The organism is Streptomyces sp. NPDC058086, from assembly GCF_042885015.1.
GTDB lineage: Bacteria > Actinomycetota > Actinomycetes > Streptomycetales > Streptomycetaceae > Streptomyces.
In genome coordinates this window covers 195,106-212,839 of the sequence record NZ_JBHVST010000001.1, presented here as the reverse complement: position 1 = coordinate 212,839, position 17,734 = coordinate 195,106, and the positions used below count along the sequence as shown (strand labels likewise).

Here is a 17,734-nt window from a genome sequence, read left to right as displayed (position 1 = left end):
CTCATAACTCTGTGTCAGGGTGTCAGGGTGTCGGGACGGTGGGACGCAGCGCGGCGAGCAGGCGGTCGGCGAGCGGCGGGCGCGGGCCGCCCTCCAGGCCGCGCAGGGTGCGCAGTTCGTGGCTGAGGCGTTTGTGGTCGTCCGCCGTGACGACCAGTGCGGGCAGCAGCAGCTCCAGGGACTGGGCCGCGTCCGGGCGGCGCTCGGCCACGTACACCCAGGTGTGCAGGGCGTTCAGGGCGCCTCGGGTGTGGGCGCGGTCGCCGAGGGCGGTGCGCCAGAGTGTGGCGAGGTCACGGGCCGAGTCCGCCTCGTACATACCGGTGTCGGCGTACCACTCGACGAGCGCGCCCTCCTCGGCGTTGTCGCATGCCAGTACGAAGGCGCCCAGTGCCAGCGCGCGGACCGCGGGGGTGTCGTGGTGGAGCAGCCGCACCAGCTCGGAGAGCATCTCGCCGCGCCTGAGGCCCACGGAGAGCAGCAGGGCCGTGGACTCGATCAGGTTGGCCGCCTCGGCCGGGCTGCTGTTGTCGGCGCGGGCCCGGGCCGCGAGCGCGCTGAGAGCCGGGCCCACGAGTTCCGGCCGCAACGGCGTGAGCAGTCCGAAGGCGCGGATCGCGGTCCAGCGGCGGCCCCAGTGGGCGTCCGTGCACCACTGGGTGAGCAGGCGCAGGACGACGGGCGCGTCGAGGAGCTGGGCGAGCGTGAGGGTGTTCGCGGCGGTGACGCGGGGGCCGAACGTCTTCGACACCGCCCAGCCGTCGATCAGTAGCGCGACCGCGGAGGGCAGATCGGCGAGCGCGAGCATGGCGGTGGCCGCGGCGGCCCGGGTCCGTACGACGGGACGCCCGTCGCGGGCCAGCTCCTTCAGCCAGGCGATCAGCGCGGGCCGGGCCGAGGGATGGCCCGTCCACACCTCCGTGAGCAGGGCGCGCGGAGTGTTCTCCTTCCGGAAGAACGCGGTGAACTGCGGCACCGGGCCCCATTCGGTCGCCTCGTTCCGCACTTCCCCCTCGGCGCGGGCCCGCGCGAGCCGGGTCTCGGCGGCGAGCCCGAACACCGGGATCTCCGGCGGCTCTTCGGGGTGCTGCAGGCGCTGGAAGTGCACGAACAGCTTGTCCGCGAGCTCCGCGGCGAGGACGTACGGCGACCGGTCGAAGACGGCGAGCGAGATGAGGAAGGCCTTGTCGCGCAGCGTGGACTCGGGGTCGCTCAGCCACTCCCGGCACTGCTGCTCCACGGCCGCCTGCCCGAACTCCGCGAGCCGGGCCGCAGCCGCCTCGCCACCGTCGTAACCCGCCACCTCCTTCGCGAACTCGGCCGCCTCGGCGGGCTGATGGTGTCCCCGGGCGAGGAAGTCCCGCACCGGGGCGAGGGCGAGGAGGTCCTCGGTGTCCTGCGCGCGGTGCTTGCTCACATAGGCGCGGACGACCGCCGACGCCTCCGGCGGCTGCCAGACGGAGGCGGTGACGCCCAGCAGGAAGGGCGAGTTCTCGACGGTCACCACCAGATACCCGTCGACCTTCTTGAGCTGGTCGCGGGCCGCGTAGAGATGGGTGTCACGCAGCGGCCGGTTGCGGCTGAGCGGCAGATCGCGCAGGACGTGCCCGCCGGGCGCGGTGAGCGGCGCGCTCAGGGTCGCCGGGCTCGTCTCCGGCGAGAGGGCGTGCACGGCGGGCACGCCCAGACGGTGCAGGAGCATCAGCGCGGCGGCGTGGCGGCCGGTGGCGTGGGCGCCGGCGAGGACGAGGACGCGCTCTTCGCGGAGCCGGTCCAGGGCGGCGGCGAAGGCGGGGCTCTCGACGAAGACGGCGTCCAGGCCTTCGAGGTGGCGCCGCGGGATCTCTCCGGAGGCGTACGCAGCCGAAGCCGCCGGGCCGTGGTGGTGGATCTCCGTCTTGCCGCCCATGAACACGTCACCGGCGACCTCGCCGCCGGACACGCCGTGCTGGGCGCCGCCGACCAGACTCCCGCCGAAGGACGCGGCCGAGCCGAGGATGAATCCCGGGGTGTGCGCGAAGAGCTCGCGCTGAGCCGCGCGCGCCTCCTGCGTCCGCTCCTGTTCCCCCTCTCCTTCCCCCTCTCCGTCCTGGCGCCGGATGTCCGGTTCGGGGGCCTGGTGTACGTCCTTCGGGGGTACGTCGTCGGGGGCCGGCGCCGTGGGTGGAGGCACCGTCACGCCGACTCACCTCCGGACCCGCCGAGGTGGACGTCTCCGGTGACCTGGCCACCGGACACGCCGTGCTGGTCGCCGCCGACGAGGCTGCCGCCGAAGGTGGGGGCGCCTCCGTCGAAGTGGAAGACGGCGCCCGCGGGAGGGGCGGAGGGCCGGGCCGCGCGGGCCTCGGGGGCCTGGGACCCGGGCGCCTGGGCCCCTGGCTGGTCCCGCCTCGGTGCCGGACGCTCCCCCGAGCTGGCGCCCGGCACCGAGGTTCCCCCCTTCTCACTGTGGTCGTCGCCGCCCCCCGGCACCGGGCCGTGCAGCCAGGCGCGCAGCGGGCCGTTCTTGCTGTCCACGGTCACCGCGTGGAAGTCCTCCGCGGGGATGCCCGCGTGACCGTGCCGCACGATCCCCGTGTGCACGCTCTCCGAGACGCACAGGGCGAAGTCGTCTCTCCGCTCCCGCAGAGCCGCGCGCAGCAGCTGGGCGTCGAGGAGGCGGCAGGCGTGGTTGAGGTCGGAGCCGACCCAGCCGTCGTGCTCGTCCACGGCGACGTAGCCCGTGGCGACGACGCCGCGCAGCCGGATCTGCGCCGAGCTGGATGCCATCCGGTTGACCGCGTGCAGCTGGGCGGGGACCTCGGTGAGCAGAGCGCGCAGCAGTGCGGTGACGGAGGCGTTGGCGTCGATCAGCTCCATCACGGAGTCGCCCCGGTCGGCGCGCAGGCGCAGGCGTTCGTCGATGCCGGCGCGCTCCAGGGTGCGGTCGGCGACGTCGTACAGCATGCGCCGCAGGTACGCCTGCTCGATGTCGTCCCGGTCGCTGTACTTCTCGATGTCGAGCAACAGGATCGTCCGGCTCACGGGGTCGGTCATGGTCGCCTTTCGCAGGTGGTGCGGCAGTGGCAGAAGAGTGGCGGGCGGGGTTGTGGTGGCGTGAGGGCGGATGACGCAGTCGGAGTGTGACGGCGTACACAGAACCGCCGGTCCCTCGCCCCCGCCGCCCCTACCCGTCCCATCCCCAGGGGCTCCGCCCCTTCGACCCCGATTCGGCCCTGAGGGGCGCGGGGAACTGCGCGACCGACCCCCACTGGCCGGCACAGCCGGAGAACTTCGGGCGGGCGGGGGACCCGGGGCGCAGCCCCGCCCCCCAGGAGCGCGGGGAACTGCGCGACCAGCCCCCACCGGCCCGCGGTGATCCGCCGGACCCGACCCCACCGGCCCGCGGTGATCCGCCGGAGCCGACCCCACCGGCCCGCGGTGATCCGCCGGAGCCGACCTCCACCGGTCCGCGGTGATCCGCCGGAGCCGACCTCCACCGGTCCGCGGTGATCCGCCGGACCTGACCTCCACCGGCCCGCGGTGATCCGCCGGAGCCGACCCCCACCGGCCCGCGGTGATCCGCCGGAGCCGACCCCCACCGGCCCGCGGTGATCCACCGGACCCGACCCCCACCCGCCCGCAGCGGCCCGCCCGCCCAGACCCACCTCACCCCCGCGCAATCTGCCGCAGCACATCCGGCCGCACGATCACCAGCGCCCGGCGCCCCGTCATCACGACCCCCCGTTCCCGCAGGTCCTTCAGCAGGCGTTGGACCATTTCCCGGGAGGCCCCCACCGACCCGGCGAGTTCCTGTTTGCTCAGGGGGACGGAGAGCTCGATGCCCTGGTCGGTGCGGCGCCCATGGGTGCGGGCGAGGTCCAGCAGCAGGATCGCGAAGCGCTCCCGCACGCTGAGGGAGGCGAATTCCAGGCGGCGCCGATCGGCCGCCCGGGTGCGATCAGAGGTGAGGCCGAGGAGGGCGAAGGAGACGGCGGGGGAGCGGGCGAGGAACTCGGTGAAGCGGCCGCGTTCGACGGCGACCGTACGGACCGGCTCCAGGGCCGTCACGGTGGCCGACCGTGGGCGCCCGGTGAGCGCCGCGGACTCCCCGATGATGTCGCCGGGGCCGCGCAGCGCGAGCAGCGCCTCGTAGCCGTTGGAGGCGGCCGCGGTCACCTTCGTCCAGCCGTGCGTGACGAACAGGACGTGCGAGGACGGCTCGCTCTGGTGCAGGAGCACCATCCGGGGCGCGTACGAGAGCTCGTGCCCGAGACCGAGCAGCGCCGAGCGGTCCTCGCTCTCCAGCCGGGCCAGGAACGGCACCCGGTCGTCGAGCCCCCCGTCGCCGGGTAAGCCCGACGAATCCCATGAATCCGGTAAGTCCGATGAGCCCGATGAGCCCGATGAGCCCGACGAGCCCGATGACCCGGATGTGTCCGGCGCGTGTGCTGCCGTCATGTTGCCCCCCGATCGCCGCAGCCGACCGATCAAAGTACTGAAGGGCATGCGATGGTGGACAGAGATTGCGCGGTACCGTCCAGGATCGGAAACTTTTGGGGACGAGGGCCCGGAGAATGCGCTAGGGCCGACCCGGCGACCGTCCCGTGGCCGCCCCCCGACCGCACCGTCTCCCGCTCGCGCTCCCACTCGCGTCCGACCTGCGGGAGCACCGCGGTGACGTGGCAAGAAGTCCGGCGTGTCGCCCTGGACAGCATTTGTTTTGACCGAAGTCCTTGAGGTAGGTACGCTCAGACCTTGTGCCTGGGGTGTGCCCTGGCTCGCGTGCGTGCCTTCAAACCGCAAGGCGAGCCGTAACCGGCCACCGTAATCTGCGCCCTTTTCGCCTCGCGGCGGGAGTCTGCAGCATTCGACACACCCGACCGCGTGGGTCGGAGATGTTCCAGGTTAGCTTCACCATTCGGCACACAGAAACCGGAGAAGTAGTGCCTACGATCCAGCAGCTGGTCCGGAAGGGCCGGCAGGACAAGGTCGAGAAGAACAAGACGCCCGCACTCGAGGGTTCGCCCCAGCGTCGCGGCGTCTGCACGCGTGTGTTCACGACCACCCCGAAGAAGCCGAACTCGGCCCTGCGTAAGGTCGCGCGTGTGCGTCTGACCAGCGGGATCGAGGTCACCGCTTACATTCCGGGTGAGGGACACAACCTGCAGGAGCACTCCATCGTGCTCGTGCGCGGCGGCCGTGTGAAGGACCTGCCGGGTGTTCGCTACAAGATCATCCGTGGTTCGCTCGACACCCAGGGTGTCAAGAACCGCAAGCAGGCCCGCAGCCGCTACGGCGCCAAGAAGGAGAAGTAGAAATGCCTCGTAAGGGCCCCGCCCCGAAGCGCCCGGTCATCATCGACCCGGTCTACGGTTCCCCTCTGGTGACCTCCCTCATCAACAAGGTGCTGCTGAACGGCAAGCGCTCCACCGCCGAGCGCATCGTCTACGGCGCCATGGAGGGTCTGCGTGAGAAGACGGGCAACGACCCGATCATCACGCTGAAGCGCGCGCTGGAGAACATCAAGCCGACCCTCGAGGTCAAGTCCCGCCGTGTCGGTGGTGCGACGTACCAGGTTCCGATCGAGGTCAAGCCCGGTCGTGCCAACACGCTCGCGCTGCGCTGGCTCGTCGGTTACTCCCGCGCCCGTCGCGAGAAGACCATGACCGAGCGTCTGCTCAACGAGCTTCTCGACGCCTCCAACGGCCTCGGTGCCGCTGTGAAGAAGCGCGAGGACACCCACAAGATGGCCGAGTCCAACAAGGCCTTCGCGCACTACCGCTGGTAGTCGCTACCCCCATCGAGACCGAGAGAAGACCGAAGCCTTATGGCTACCACTTCACTTGACCTGGCCAGGGTCCGCAACATCGGGATCATGGCCCACATCGACGCGGGCAAGACGACCACCACCGAGCGGATCCTCTTCTACACCGGCGTCAGCTACAAGATCGGTGAGGTCCACGACGGCGCTGCCACCATGGACTGGATGGAGCAGGAGCAGGAGCGTGGCATCACGATCACCTCTGCTGCCACCACCTGTCACTGGCCGCTCGAGGACAACGACTACACGATCAACATCATCGACACCCCGGGGCACGTCGACTTCACGGTCGAGGTGGAGCGTTCGCTCCGCGTCCTCGACGGTGCCGTCACGGTGTTCGACGGTGTCGCCGGTGTCGAGCCGCAGTCCGAGACGGTGTGGCGTCAGGCCGACCGTTACGGCGTGCCGCGCATCTGCTTCGTGAACAAGCTTGACCGCACCGGCGCCGAGTTCCACCGCTGCGTGGACATGATCAAGGACCGGCTTGGCGCCGTTCCGATCATCATGCAGCTGCCGATCGGTGCCGAGATGGACTTCAAGGGCGTTGTGGACCTGGTCCGCATGAAGGCGCTCGTGTGGTCCGCCGAGGCCGCCAAGGGCGAGATGTACGACATCGTCGACATCCCGGCCACGCACGCCGAGGCTGCCGAGGAGTACCGCGGCAAGCTGGTCGAGACCGTCGCGGAGCACGACGACGAGATCATGGAGCTGTTCCTGGAGGGCCAGGAGCCCACCGAGGAGCAGCTGTACGCCGCGATCCGTCGCATCACCATCGCGTCCGGCAAGTCCAACGACGTCACGGTCACCCCGGTGTTCTGTGGCACCGCGTTCAAGAACAAGGGCGTTCAGCCCCTGCTCGACGCGGTCGTGCGCTACCTGCCGACTCCGATCGACGTCGAGGCCATCGAGGGCCACGACGTGAAGGACCCGGAGCTGGTCGTCAAGCGCAAGCCGTCCGACGACGAGCCGCTCTCCGCCCTCGCGTTCAAGATCATGAGCGACCCGCACCTGGGCAAGCTCACCTTCGTCCGGGTGTACTCGGGCCGCCTGGAGTCCGGCAGCGCCGTGCTGAACTCCGTCAAGGGCAAGAAGGAGCGCATCGGCAAGATCTACCGTATGCACGCGAACAAGCGTGAGGAGATCGAGTCGGTGGGCGCCGGCGACATCGTCGCCGTCATGGGCCTGAAGCAGACCACCACCGGTGAGACGCTGTCCGACGACAAGAACCCGGTCATCCTGGAGTCCATGGACTTCCCGGCGCCGGTCATTCAGGTCGCCATCGAGCCCAAGTCCAAGGGTGACCAGGAGAAGCTGGGTGTCGCCATCCAGCGTCTCGCGGAGGAGGACCCCTCCTTCCAGGTTCACTCGGACGAGGAGACCGGCCAGACCATCATCGGTGGTATGGGCGAGCTGCACCTTGAGGTGCTGGTCGACCGTATGCGCCGTGAGTTCAAGGTCGAGGCCAACGTCGGCAAGCCGCAGGTCGCGTACCGTGAGACGATCCGCAAGGCCGTCGAGCGTCACGACTACACGCACAAGAAGCAGACCGGTGGTACCGGTCAGTTCGCCAAGGTGCAGATCGCGATCGAGCCGATCGAGGGCGGCGACGCCTCGTACGAGTTCGTGAACAAGGTCACCGGTGGCCGCATCCCGAAGGAGTACATCCCTTCGGTCGACGCGGGTGCGCAGGAGGCCATGCAGTTCGGCATCCTGGCCGGCTACGAGATGACGGGCGTCCGCGTCATTCTTCTCGACGGTGGTTACCACGAGGTCGACTCCTCCGAGCTCGCGTTCAAGATCGCCGGTTCGCAGGCCTTCAAGGAGGCCGCGCGCAAGGCTTCCCCCGTGCTCCTTGAGCCGATGATGGCCGTCGAGGTCACCACGCCCGAGGACTACATGGGTGAGGTCATCGGCGACATCAACTCCCGCCGTGGCCAGATCCAGGCCATGGAGGAGCGGATGGGTGCCCGGATCGTCAAGGGTCTGGTGCCGCTCTCGGAGATGTTCGGCTACGTCGGCGACCTCCGCAGCAAGACCTCGGGTCGCGCAAGCTACTCGATGCAGTTCGACTCCTACGCCGAGGTTCCCCGGAACGTCGCCGAGGAGATCATCGCGAAGGCCAAGGGCGAGTAACGCACCCCGTTTACACGCTTTAGGCTTGACACCGACCGCCGGGGCCTCAAACCGGCACAGGGACGAGAGATCGTCCCGGTCCGGGAAGAACCCCGGCGGGCGGCATCCCAGCAAAGATCACCTGGCGCCGATGAGTAAGGCGTACCAGAACCACTCCGCAGGAGGACCCAGTGGCGAAGGCAAAGTTCGAGCGGACTAAGCCGCACGTCAACATCGGCACCATCGGTCACATCGACCACGGTAAGACGACCCTCACGGCCGCCATTACCAAGGTGCTGCACGACGCGTTTCCGGACCTGAACGAGGCCTCGGCCTTCGACCAGATCGACAAGGCTCCTGAGGAGCGCCAGCGCGGTATCACGATCTCGATCGCGCACGTCGAGTACCAGACGGAGACCCGTCACTACGCCCACGTTGACTGCCCCGGTCACGCGGACTACATCAAGAACATGATCACGGGTGCGGCGCAGATGGACGGCGCCATCCTCGTTGTCGCCGCGACGGACGGCCCGATGCCGCAGACCAAGGAGCACGTGCTCCTGGCCCGCCAGGTCGGCGTTCCGTACATCGTCGTCGCCCTGAACAAGGCCGACATGGTGGACGACGAGGAGATCCTGGAGCTCGTCGAGCTCGAGGTTCGCGAGCTGCTCTCCGAGTACGAGTTCCCGGGCGACGACCTTCCGGTCGTCAAGGTCTCGGCGCTCAAGGCCCTTGAGGGCGACAAGGAGTGGGGCCAGACCGTCCTCGACCTGATGAAGGCCGTCGACGAGAACATCCCGCAGCCCGAGCGTGACGTCGACAAGCCGTTCCTGATGCCGATCGAGGACGTCTTCACGATCACCGGTCGTGGCACCGTCGTCACCGGTCGTATCGAGCGTGGTGTCCTCAAGGTCAACGAGACCGTCGACATCGTGGGCATCAAGCAGGAGAAGACCACCACCACGGTCACCGGCATCGAGATGTTCCGCAAGCTGCTCGACGAGGGCCAGGCCGGTGAGAACGTCGGTCTGCTCCTCCGTGGCATCAAGCGCGAGGACGTCGAGCGCGGCCAGGTCATCATCAAGCCCGGTTCGGTCACGCCGCACACCGAGTTCGAGGCCCAGGCCTACATCCTGTCCAAGGACGAGGGTGGCCGCCACACGCCGTTCTTCAACAACTACCGTCCGCAGTTCTACTTCCGCACGACGGACGTGACCGGCGTTGTGACCCTCCCCGAGGGCACCGAGATGGTCATGCCGGGCGACAACACTGAGATGACCGTTTCGCTCATCCAGCCCGTCGCCATGGAGGAGGGCCTGAAGTTCGCCATCCGTGAGGGTGGCCGGACCGTGGGCGCCGGCCAGGTCATCAAGATCAACAAGTAAGTCCTTGTTGGCTTGACAGCCTGGTAGCTCCTCGCGAGCTCCTTGAAGGGGCCCGTACGACTTCGGTCGTACGGGCCCCTTTGCCGTGCCCATCGCGCACACTGCGTGCGTGGATTCCAATGACCTGGGCGCGGTGGGACGTCGGCCGCTGCCGGCGAAGCCGGTTCTTCCGGACGTGACGGCGGCGCATCGGCGTGGCCCGGCCGATGTCGTGGAGGCGCGGTGGCGGCAGCTGGCGCTGGCGTGGCAGTGGCGTCGCGAACGGCAGGAGATCCTCCGGCCGGGGGTGGGCTACCCGGGCATCGTGCACCTCATCGAGGTGGCCCACGCGGAACGGACACTGCGGCAGCTGTATCCGTACAACAGCCACTTCGCCCTGCATCTGAGCAGCTGCACCCGGTACCCGTACGCGCTGCGGGTGCCGAGCGTCCTGCCCCGGCACGACGGGAGCTTCCGGGTCTTCGTGGCACGCGGCGGGCCCCTCCTCGGCGAGACCGACACGGCGGAGGCGGCCGTCGCCCTGGTCGTGGCCCACCTTCCGGCGAGACTCGGCCCGGCCGTGGCCGGCACCGCCGACGATCTTCGCCGATGACGGCCTTCGTGAGCCGATGACGGTCTCCGTAAGCCGATGACGGTCTCAGTAGGCCGATGACGGCCTCCGTAAGCGTGATGACGGCCTCCGAAAGTATTCGACGCCGACGACCCATTCCCCCGCGTGACCCTCCCTCCACTATTTGTCATGCCGCTGAGCAAATTCGTACGCCGTCGGGGCGAGGGGTGAGGCATGTCTGGAGACGTCAGTCGCAGAACCGTTCTCGGTGCCGGGCTCGGTGCCGGGCTCGCGGCGTGGCCGGGGCTGTCGGGAGTGGCGTGGGCGGACGGTGGGCAGCCGCGGCCCACCGACCCCGGCGCGTACATCTCCTTCACCGGCGGAGCGTTCTCGCTGGTGGGCGCGCCGGTCGGTCTCCCTGGAGGACCACTCCGGAGTCGTACGGGTGGCGGGCGACCTCCGTGACGACCTCGAACGGGTGACGGACGTACGGCCCGGTCGGCTGGTGATCGGCACGGGTGGGCTCAGGCCGACGTACCTGGGCCCGCCGGAGAGCCACCGTGTGGACCTGGGCGTCACCAGGTGACCGGCAAGGCCACCGGACCGCGGATCATCGTGCGCTGCCGGAAGGGGACCTGATCGGCGGGTACGGCGAGACGCAGCCCGGGCAGGCGTTCGAGCAGGGTGTCGATCAGCAGCTCGATCTGCATACGGGAGAAGACGGCGCCCGTGCAGAAGTGCGGCCCGTTGCCGAACGACACATGGGCGCCCGCGTCCCGGTCGAGGTCGATCCGGTCGGGGTCGGGGAAGACGTCCGGGTCGCGGTTGGCGGCCAGGTAGGAGACATAGACGGCGTCGCCGGTCCTGACTAGGGTGCCGCGGATGTCGACGTCCTCCGTGGCGATGCGGGGCAGGCCGACGGCGGCGCGGTGCGGGATGTAGCGCAGGAGTTCCTCGATGGCCGCCGGGCGGGAGGCGGGGTCGTTGTGGAAGCGTTCCAGCAGGTCGGGCCGGGTGAGGAGGAGGTAGAACATCTGGCCGCTGTTGTTGGTGATGGCCTCGCCGCCGATCTGGAGCGGCCCGGCGACACTGATCGCCTCCTCCAGGCCGAGCTCGCCCCGCCGCACGGCACCACCGAGCAGGGACAACACGTCCTCGCTGTCACCGCCACCGCCACCGCCACCGCCACCGTCGCCTTTGCTGTCGCGGCGCTCGCGGACGGCCTCCCCGATCCACCCGAAGAGCCCCTTCTTGGCGCGCTCGGAGGCCTCGGCGCCGCCCGCCGTGGAGATGATCTCCCGCGTCCAGTCGTGCAACTTCTGCCGCTCGTCGACGGGTACACCCATGACCTCGCAGACGACGTTGATCGGGAAGGGTTCGAGGACCCGCTCGATCAGGTCGGCCGGGGGGCCGTCCGCCACCATCCCGTCCACGAGCACGTCGAGCATCTCCTGGGCACGGGGGCGCAGGCGCTTCACGGCGCTCACGGTGTAGGCGTTCGAGACGGCGCGCCGGAGCCGGTTGTGGTCGGGCTGATCGGCCCAGGCCAGGGCCCCGGGCCGGGGCGCGAAGTGCGGCGCCAGTCGCGTGACCTGCCGGACGGAGGCCTCCCGCCGGCTGAACCGGGGATCGTTCGTGATCATCTTCACGTCGTCGTAGCGCGTCGCCAGCCACGCCCAGCCCTCCCCGTACGGAAGCCGGATCCGCGTCAGCGGCCCCTCCCGCATCAGCTCCGCGAGCACCGGCTCGAACTCGATGGCGTTCAGCTCACCGGCGGGCCAGTCCCGAACAGGGGGAAGGGGCTGCTCGGGCCGCCCGGCGAGGGTGCTGGTCTCTTCTGCCATGCGTTCAGCGTCGTCGGGCGGGGGTGGGGTGTCGCGTGGGAGTGCTCCAGGCGGAGCAGCGGAATGCCTTCGTCGTGCCTTCGTCGCCGCGGTCCGGCTTACTGGTTCGGGTACCGGGGCAGGTCCGCGGTCGAGATCGTCCACTCGGCGATGGTCACGTCCTCGCCGTAGATGAAGTCCTTGCGGGTGGCGTAGCGGGGGCCGTTGGGGGTGGGGTGGATGTCGGAGAGGACGGCACCTTCTCCCACGCGCGGGTCGAAGATCACGTACAACGGAATGCCCAGCAACGGATAGTCCCGCACCTTGCTCACCCAGTCGTTGTCCGGGTTCGAGCGGGAAACGATCTCGATGGCGGCGATGATCGTACGAGGGTCGAAGGACCCGTCTCCCTCCATGTCCGCCTCGGCGATCAGCATGACGTCGGGGTGGCGCATGACGCCCTCGGGCTCGTTTTCCACGTCCGGGGTACCAGTGTGGGCCACGAGGTTCTCCGGCATGACCTTCTCGAGACGTTTCCGGAGACGCAGCGCGGTGAGTTCGTGCTGCTTCACGGGCGACATCATGTCGTGGACGATCCCTTCCTTGGTGATCTCGAACTTGCCGGGAAGGGTGTCGTCCATGGACTGAACGAAGTCCCGCATGGCCCGGTACAGGTGGGAGGCGCCCTGCTGCGCGTCGTCCGCGGCGATGGTCATGGCGCTCGCTCCTCGTCTGCCGTGCCCGGGGGCAAGGATCGTCACGTTCATGCTAGGCGGCCTCCGGGAGATCGGATCGGCAGTCACGGCAGCGGCCGGGGGAGCGGAAGGCGCGGTCGCAGCCCTCGCAGTTCTGGAGCGGATGCCGTACGTCCGGGGGCGGCATGGGCACGCGGAACGGCGGCGGAGGAGGCGGCAGCTGCACGGCGAGTCGATGGGCGAGAAGGGCGGCTGGGCGGCGTAGATCCTCCGGTGGCAGGTCCGCGGTCAGCGCGCGTTGTACGGCGGTGGGGGTGAGGTCGCGTTCCAGCCAGGCGGCGACTCCGGGGGCGAGGTGCTCCGCGTCGCTGCCGGAGAGAAGCAGGCGGGGGTCGCGGCGGCGGAGGCCGGCGAGGAGGTCGGTGGCGGTCCGAAGGAGGGTGGGGGAGGCGTGCGCGGGCCGGGGCACGGTGGGGAGGAGCTTGCGGGGCGGGCGTTCGGCCGGGGCCGGGCGTCGGGTGGGCCTGGGGGTGTCGGCTGCCGTTCCGTGGTGTCCGTGCTGGTTTCAGGAGACGGTGCGGGTGACGATGCGGCCGCCGGGGGTGCGTTCGCGGGTGCGGCGGAGGTAGCCGTGGGTTTCGAGCTCGCGCAGGGCGGCGGCGATACGGGTCGGGCCTTCGGGGAAGCGGGCGGCGAGGGTCTTGATGTCGACGCGGGCGCCGGTGGGGAGCGACTGGATGTAGACGGCCAGCCCGATCGCGAGTCCTGAGAGCTCCGGGTGCTGGGCGAGGTGGTTGCCGATCACCGTGAAGCGGGTGGTGTGGCGGGTGTTGTCGTGGATGACGCCGCCGGGGCGGGCGTGAGCGTTCTGGTGGGTGTGGCTTTTGCCCGCGATACGGGACTGGGCGCGCGAGGGCGCGCTAGGGTTCTGTGTATCCATTCGGGAAGGTCTCGTCTTCCTCGGTGGTCAGGCCCTCGCACTGGGATTGCCGTCCCGGCGGGGGCCGTCGCATGTCTGTGGTTGAGCTGTGTCGCGCTGAGCGTAAGGCAGGCAACCGGTCCCGAATCCACCCGAGTTGGGCATATTCACTCGCGGGAGTGAGTTTGCGCGGCGGTCACCGTTTCGGCGGGCGGGAGGGGTGGGGCTTGGTGGGGTTCTTTCCCTCTCGTGTTTCTTGGGGAAGATCGCCGGTCGCACCGGAGTATGGCCCGCTGTGCTTCGGTGGGAGGAGGTCGATCTCGGCCCATACGGTCTTGCGCGGGGGCGGCCCTGATGCGACACCCCAGAGGTCGGCCAGGGCGTCGACGAGGACGAGACCGCGGCCGGACTCGGCGTCAAGGGCGAGGGATTGGGGCCGGGGCTGGCGGTCGCCGCATGCGTCGGTGACCTCGATGCGGATGGTGTCGGCGACCACGTAGAGCGCGAGCCGGAAGTCACGGCCCGGGACCCGGCCATGTGTAGCCGCGTTCGCCGCCGGCTCGGCCACCACGTGCTCCGCCGGATTCAGCGGAAGTCCCCAGGAGCGGAGTTGCTCGGTGGCGAGCAGCCGGGCGAGACGAGCGCCGCGCGGCGTGGGGGACAGGAGCGCGCTGAAGTTGCGGATGGGGTAGTCGAGTTGGGCCGTGAAGGCGGCGGGGGCGGCGGTTTCTTGATTCATGTCACTCAGCGTGGCGGCGGATGCCTACCGTGAACCAGTGACTGCATCGATACGCATGGTCACTGTCCGGAGCTTGTCCGGTCGTGTCCGGGCTGTCGGGGCGGGGCGTACGGGTAGCGGGCGCTGTGGCACGGCGGTACGACGGAGGAGCACGGGATGTACGACACGGACGGTGACGCGGGCCGGCTCAAGAGCGAGGCGGACGAGCCGGGTTGGGAGGTGGACCCGGACGACGACTGGGGTGTGGCGGTGGTCGCGACCGTTGGGCGACAGCTCAAGCTGCGGCGGGAGGCGGTGGGGATGCGGGCCGCCGAGTTCGGGGAGCTGGTCGGGTACGGGGAGGACATGGTCTACAAGATCGAGGGTGGGAAGCGGATTCCTCGGCCCGAGTTTCTGGACAAGTCGGACGAGGTGTTGGGTGCGGGTGGGCTGATCTCGGCGATGAAGGAGGACGTGAAGAGGGTCCGGTATCCGAAGAAGGTGCGGGAGCTGGCCAAGCTGGAGGCGCAGGCGGTCGAGATCGGGGTGTACGAGAGCCACAGCATCAACGGCCTCTTGCAGACGCCGGATCATGCGAGGGCGCTGTTCAGGGCAGGGCAACCCCCGTACTCGCCGGATGAGGTCGAGCGAATGGTCGCCGCACGCATGGCTAGGCAGTCGGTCTTCGAGCGGTTGCCCGCTCCGGCGCTCAGCTTCGTGCAGGAAGAGGCAGCCCTACGGCGTCCCATCGGAGGCACAATGGTGTGGCGACAGCAGCTCGAACGCCTCCTGGAGGTGGGGCGGCTGCACAACGTCATGCTTCAGGTGATGCCGTTGAACTGCGAGGTCCACTCCGGCTTGGACGGAAGGATCGAGGTGCTGAAGTTCCCGGACGGCACGGCGGTGGGGCGCTCCGACGGCGCGTTCAACGGCCGCCCGACGTCGGATCCGAAACAGCTCCGCATCCTTGAGCTGCGGTATGGCACCATCCGGGCGCAGGCTCTCTCTCCACGGGAGTCGCTGCCCCTCATCGAGCAACTGCTGGGAGAAGCATGATTCGCAAGTCTGCTGCCGGGGACGTCTCGGACCTCGCGTGGTTCAAGAGCAGCTACAGCAGCGGCAATGACGGCAACTCCTGCGTAGAGATCGCCACTACTCCAGACACCATTCACGTCCGCGACTCCAAGAACATCGACGGCCCCCGGCTCGCGCTCACACCGGACGCATGGGCAGCCTTCGTGCCGTACGCCTCCGAGGGCTGAACCGCTGGGGCACCTGGATACTTCCGCTCCCTCATATGAGTACGGGCACTCATGTGCTGTCTCCTGCAGCGGGGTTGAGTGGAGCCATGCTCTTCCTCACCGGCCTCGGCGACTGGCCGAGTCGCTACTCAGAATGGCCCGATTCCGGTCATTCTCTGCCAGAGGCTGCCTGTGGACTGTCACAGCCGATAGCTAGAGTTGCAGGTGAAGCTTCGGCTGTTTTGGCTGTACGGGGGAGAGACTGTGTTGCCGAGCGATAGTGGGGCGGCGCCTGGACCGTCGTCGTGGGCGTCGAGCGTGTTCGACGCGGCACAGAACGCGATCGGTGATGTGGTCACCGAACTGTCGTCGTTCACGAAGTTCCAGAAGCGTGTGGACGACTTGATCCGCGACCTGAAGGGTTCGGCGGCGGGACCGGGCGAGGTGGGGCAGGAACAGCTGGCGCGCCACCAGTTCGGCGGCGGAGCGGGCGAGTGGGCGGAGGCATCCGGACTGTTCACCTCGTACGAGACGGTGATCACGGAACTGGAGAGCCTGTCGAAGCTGCTGTCCGACTCCATGGAGGGCATGAACATCGCGGTGCTGGCCTCGCACAAGGGCTACCAGAACATCGATCTGGACGTGCGCGACCGCATGAAGGCGATCAGTGTGGAGACCGCGAAGCACTACGGCGGGGAATACGACCCCGGCCTCCCGAAGAAGAGCCACGAAGGCGGCAGTGACGCGAAGCCGGACCAGGCGGCGGTGGGCGGCGACTCGGGTGGCAGCATCTGATGGATCCGATGGAGGAGTTCTGATGTCCGGCAAGGGGACCGGCAGCACGTCCTTCGAGGACATGGGCCACGAGCAGATGCTGGCGTGGCTCGACCAGGCGAACGCCGGCACGGTGCAGGCCGCCGCCACCCGGCTGACCGCGGCGGCCAAGGAGATTCGCAAGATCGCCGAAGAGCTCAAGGTCCGCCCGCAGTGGGTGGAATGGAAGGGCGAGGGAGCGGACGCGTTCCGCGCCTGGACGGGCGACCTCGCCAACTCGACCCTGCGCCTGGGCGACTTCAGCGACGACTCAGCGACCTGGCTGGGACACGCCTCCGACGCGATCGCCACGGCCCAGGCGTCGATACCCCGCGACAAGGCCGCCGCCCAGGCGAACCTGGACGCGGCGACAGCGGCCCACAACGACCCCGACGCGGCAGCGGTGAGCAGCAAGTCCACGACCGAGCTCGCGGCACTGGCGGCGAACAAGGAGAAGGTCCGCCAGGAGGCCGCCGCCCAGATGACAAAGCTGGGACAGGCGTACCAGCTGTCGGCTACGCAGTTGGACGGGCTGGAGAGGCCTAAATTTCCGCCGCCGCCGGAGGCGATTCAGCCGACACCAGGCCATTTCACCAACAACGAGGCCGTGTCTACCGGGGATGGCGGCGTTCGCCCATCATCTGGCAGCGGAGCGGCTGGAATCTCGTCCTCCAACGGATCGCATCGAGCCTCGGCCGAGGCGACTGGGGGCAACGGAGCAGCCGACGGCGGATACGAATCGCGCGGGCCAGCCAGACGGCCGTTGCCCGACGCCTCAAACCGTGTGGGCGTCCACGTCGACGGGACGGGCGTGCTCCCGCAAACGCCGTCGGCACTTTCGACAAGCCCGGTCGGGCCGCCGAACGGAGGCAAGGTTGACGGCGGCGGGGCACTGCCCACGGGGCCGATCCCGCCGATGGCAAGAGGCGTACCAAGCCCATCCGCGAATCCCCCGAGGCTGGGCCGCACGGCGATCGGCGGCCGCCCTTCGGCCCAACCCGGGCGCGGACAGGTAGGCCCGGTCTCCAGAGGTGTGCCGGGTATCGGTCGTACGACCGAGCCGGAGGGCTCGACAGGCACGGCGCGGCCAGTGGTCGGCGGTCGCCCCGCAGTGCCTCCGGGCCGAGGAATCACGGGCGCAACTCCCGGGCGTGCGCCGGGCGGCAGCTCCGGCATCGTCGGTGGCCGCCCCACGTCATCGGCCGCTGGATCGCCCGCTGGTCGGCCCGCCAGCGGATTGCCGCGAGGCAATGTCGTCGGCGGTGAAACGCACAGCTCGGCTGGTGGTCGTGGCTCGACTACTCAGAGGACCCCCGCCAGTACAGGGCGAGCGGGCGTCGGGCAGAGTGCGACACCGGCCGGCCGTCGGGCCATGGGCACGGGCGCAGGCGCGGACCGTGGAGTCGTCGGCGGCCGTCCGCAGCCGCAGAGACGTTCGGGAACCCGGCCGTTCACCCCTGGTGGCTCGGGCTTGGTACGGAATCAGGACTCTGGTGACGGCACGCCCGCATCAAGCGCAGCTGGACGTACGGGTGCGCCGCCGAACGGCACTCGGCCATCGAATTCGCGACAGAACAACAAGCAGGGCAGAAGGGCCGGCGAGCGAAGCGAGGAGCAGGAGACCGAGCAGCAGAACGGCCGCTCGACCACCTAGTCACCAGCTATCGACTGAACC

General features: G+C 69.3%; 15 protein-coding genes and 2 pseudogenes. 10 read left to right on the top strand and 7 right to left on the bottom strand.

Annotated features, from left to right (window positions below):
- Positions 1-22: 22 nt before the first annotated feature.
- From ACFVWD_RS01005 to ACFVWD_RS00995, 3 genes are all read right to left on the bottom strand, one after another.
- A complete protein-coding gene (locus ACFVWD_RS01005) occupies positions 23-2,179 on the bottom strand; it encodes a hypothetical protein (RefSeq protein WP_389593117.1) in 2,157 nt (718 codons plus the stop codon).
- Entirely contained in the window at positions 2,176-3,036 is an 861-nt protein-coding gene (locus ACFVWD_RS01000; RefSeq protein ID WP_389593115.1) for a hypothetical protein, read from the bottom strand. The genes ACFVWD_RS01005 and ACFVWD_RS01000 overlap by 4 nt, the downstream gene beginning before the upstream one ends.
- 612 nt (positions 3,037-3,648) lie before the next feature.
- Complete coding sequence (locus ACFVWD_RS00995; RefSeq protein WP_249938426.1) at positions 3,649-4,305, bottom strand: Crp/Fnr family transcriptional regulator; 657 nt, start codon at positions 4,303-4,305, stop codon at positions 3,649-3,651.
- A 620-nt stretch (positions 4,306-4,925) separates the two neighbouring features.
- On the opposite strand from ACFVWD_RS00995, the gene rpsL reads away from it, so the two are divergent.
- From rpsL to ACFVWD_RS00965, 6 genes and pseudogenes are all read left to right on the top strand, one after another.
- Positions 4,926-5,297: a 30S ribosomal protein S12 gene (rpsL, locus tag ACFVWD_RS00990; protein ID WP_003948652.1), complete on the top strand. Its 372-nt coding sequence runs from the start codon at positions 4,926-4,928 to the stop codon at positions 5,295-5,297.
- Between the two features lie 2 nt (positions 5,298-5,299).
- Positions 5,300-5,770: a 30S ribosomal protein S7 gene (rpsG, locus tag ACFVWD_RS00985; protein WP_003992340.1), complete on the top strand. Its 471-nt coding sequence runs from the start codon at positions 5,300-5,302 to the stop codon at positions 5,768-5,770.
- Between the two features lie 39 nt (positions 5,771-5,809).
- Positions 5,810-7,936 carry an elongation factor G gene (fusA, locus tag ACFVWD_RS00980; RefSeq protein ID WP_168510278.1) on the top strand — a complete coding sequence of 709 codons (2,127 nt, stop codon included), beginning with the start codon at positions 5,810-5,812 and terminating at the stop codon, positions 7,934-7,936.
- Between the two features lie 170 nt (positions 7,937-8,106).
- On the top strand, positions 8,107-9,300 hold the full coding sequence (tuf, locus tag ACFVWD_RS00975) for an elongation factor Tu (protein ID WP_067367134.1): 1,194 nt from the start codon (positions 8,107-8,109) through the stop codon (positions 9,298-9,300).
- A 109-nt stretch (positions 9,301-9,409) separates the two neighbouring features.
- A complete protein-coding gene (locus ACFVWD_RS00970; RefSeq protein ID WP_389593113.1) occupies positions 9,410-9,892 on the top strand; it encodes a DUF6193 family natural product biosynthesis protein in 483 nt (160 codons plus the stop codon).
- A 192-nt stretch (positions 9,893-10,084) separates the two neighbouring features.
- Positions 10,085-10,349, top strand: a pseudogene (locus tag ACFVWD_RS00965) (hypothetical protein); the annotation flags it as partial.
- A 76-nt stretch (positions 10,350-10,425) separates the two neighbouring features.
- Here ACFVWD_RS00965 and ACFVWD_RS00960 read toward each other — a convergent pair.
- The 4 genes and pseudogenes from ACFVWD_RS00960 to ACFVWD_RS00945 all read right to left on the bottom strand — a co-directional run bounded on the left by ACFVWD_RS00960 (position 10,426) and on the right by ACFVWD_RS00945 (position 14,026).
- Positions 10,426-11,694 carry a cytochrome P450 gene (locus ACFVWD_RS00960; protein ID WP_389593112.1) on the bottom strand — a complete coding sequence of 423 codons (1,269 nt, stop codon included), beginning with the start codon at positions 11,692-11,694 and terminating at the stop codon, positions 10,426-10,428.
- 98 nt (positions 11,695-11,792) lie between these two features.
- The gene (locus tag ACFVWD_RS00955; protein WP_389593110.1) at positions 11,793-12,389 is read right to left on the bottom strand and encodes a Uma2 family endonuclease; all 597 of its coding nucleotides are present in this window, start codon (positions 12,387-12,389) and stop codon (positions 11,793-11,795) included.
- A gap of 52 nt (positions 12,390-12,441) precedes the next feature.
- Positions 12,442-13,308: pseudogene (locus ACFVWD_RS00950) on the bottom strand (helix-turn-helix domain-containing protein).
- 175 nt (positions 13,309-13,483) lie between these two features.
- Positions 13,484-14,026, bottom strand: coding sequence for an ATP-binding protein (locus tag ACFVWD_RS00945; protein ID WP_389593108.1), 543 nt, complete (start codon positions 14,024-14,026; stop codon positions 13,484-13,486).
- A gap of 156 nt (positions 14,027-14,182) precedes the next feature.
- Here ACFVWD_RS00945 and ACFVWD_RS00940 point away from each other — a divergent pair, with 156 nt between their 5' ends.
- The 4 genes from ACFVWD_RS00940 (at position 14,183) to ACFVWD_RS00925 (ending at position 17,713) form a co-directional block, all read left to right on the top strand.
- Positions 14,183-15,061: a helix-turn-helix domain-containing protein gene (locus ACFVWD_RS00940; RefSeq protein ID WP_389593107.1), complete on the top strand. Its 879-nt coding sequence runs from the start codon at positions 14,183-14,185 to the stop codon at positions 15,059-15,061.
- Entirely contained in the window at positions 15,058-15,267 is a 210-nt protein-coding gene (locus ACFVWD_RS00935; protein ID WP_389593105.1) for a DUF397 domain-containing protein, read from the top strand. The genes ACFVWD_RS00940 and ACFVWD_RS00935 overlap by 4 nt, the downstream gene beginning before the upstream one ends.
- Positions 15,268-15,564: 297 nt before the next feature.
- Complete coding sequence (locus tag ACFVWD_RS00930) at positions 15,565-16,041, top strand: hypothetical protein (protein ID WP_389593104.1); 477 nt, start codon at positions 15,565-15,567, stop codon at positions 16,039-16,041.
- 22 nt (positions 16,042-16,063) lie between these two features.
- The gene (locus ACFVWD_RS00925; RefSeq protein ID WP_389593103.1) at positions 16,064-17,713 is read left to right on the top strand and encodes a translation initiation factor IF-2; all 1,650 of its coding nucleotides are present in this window, start codon (positions 16,064-16,066) and stop codon (positions 17,711-17,713) included.
- Positions 17,714-17,734 lie beyond the last annotated feature (21 nt).

Bases quoted from the DNA above. Each gene is read 5' to 3' on its own strand.
- ACFVWD_RS01000 (WP_389593115.1), bottom strand. From the start codon at position 3,036: ATGACCGACCCCGTGAGCCGGACGATCCTGTTGCTCGACATCGAGAAG.
- rpsG (WP_003992340.1), top strand. From the start codon at position 5,300: ATGCCTCGTAAGGGCCCCGCCCCGAAGCGCCCGGTCATCATCGACCCG.
- fusA (WP_168510278.1), top strand. From the start codon at position 5,810: ATGGCTACCACTTCACTTGACCTGGCCAGGGTCCGCAACATCGGGATC.
- ACFVWD_RS00960 (WP_389593112.1), bottom strand. From the start codon at position 11,694: ATGGCAGAAGAGACCAGCACCCTCGCCGGGCGGCCCGAGCAGCCCCTT.
- ACFVWD_RS00955 (WP_389593110.1), bottom strand. From the start codon at position 12,389: ATGACCATCGCCGCGGACGACGCGCAGCAGGGCGCCTCCCACCTGTAC.
- ACFVWD_RS00945 (WP_389593108.1), bottom strand. From the start codon at position 14,026: ATGAATCAAGAAACCGCCGCCCCCGCCGCCTTCACGGCCCAACTCGAC.
- ACFVWD_RS00940 (WP_389593107.1), top strand. From the start codon at position 14,183: ATGTACGACACGGACGGTGACGCGGGCCGGCTCAAGAGCGAGGCGGAC.
- ACFVWD_RS00935 (WP_389593105.1), top strand. From the start codon at position 15,058: ATGATTCGCAAGTCTGCTGCCGGGGACGTCTCGGACCTCGCGTGGTTC.
- ACFVWD_RS00925 (WP_389593103.1), top strand. From the start codon at position 16,064: ATGTCCGGCAAGGGGACCGGCAGCACGTCCTTCGAGGACATGGGCCAC.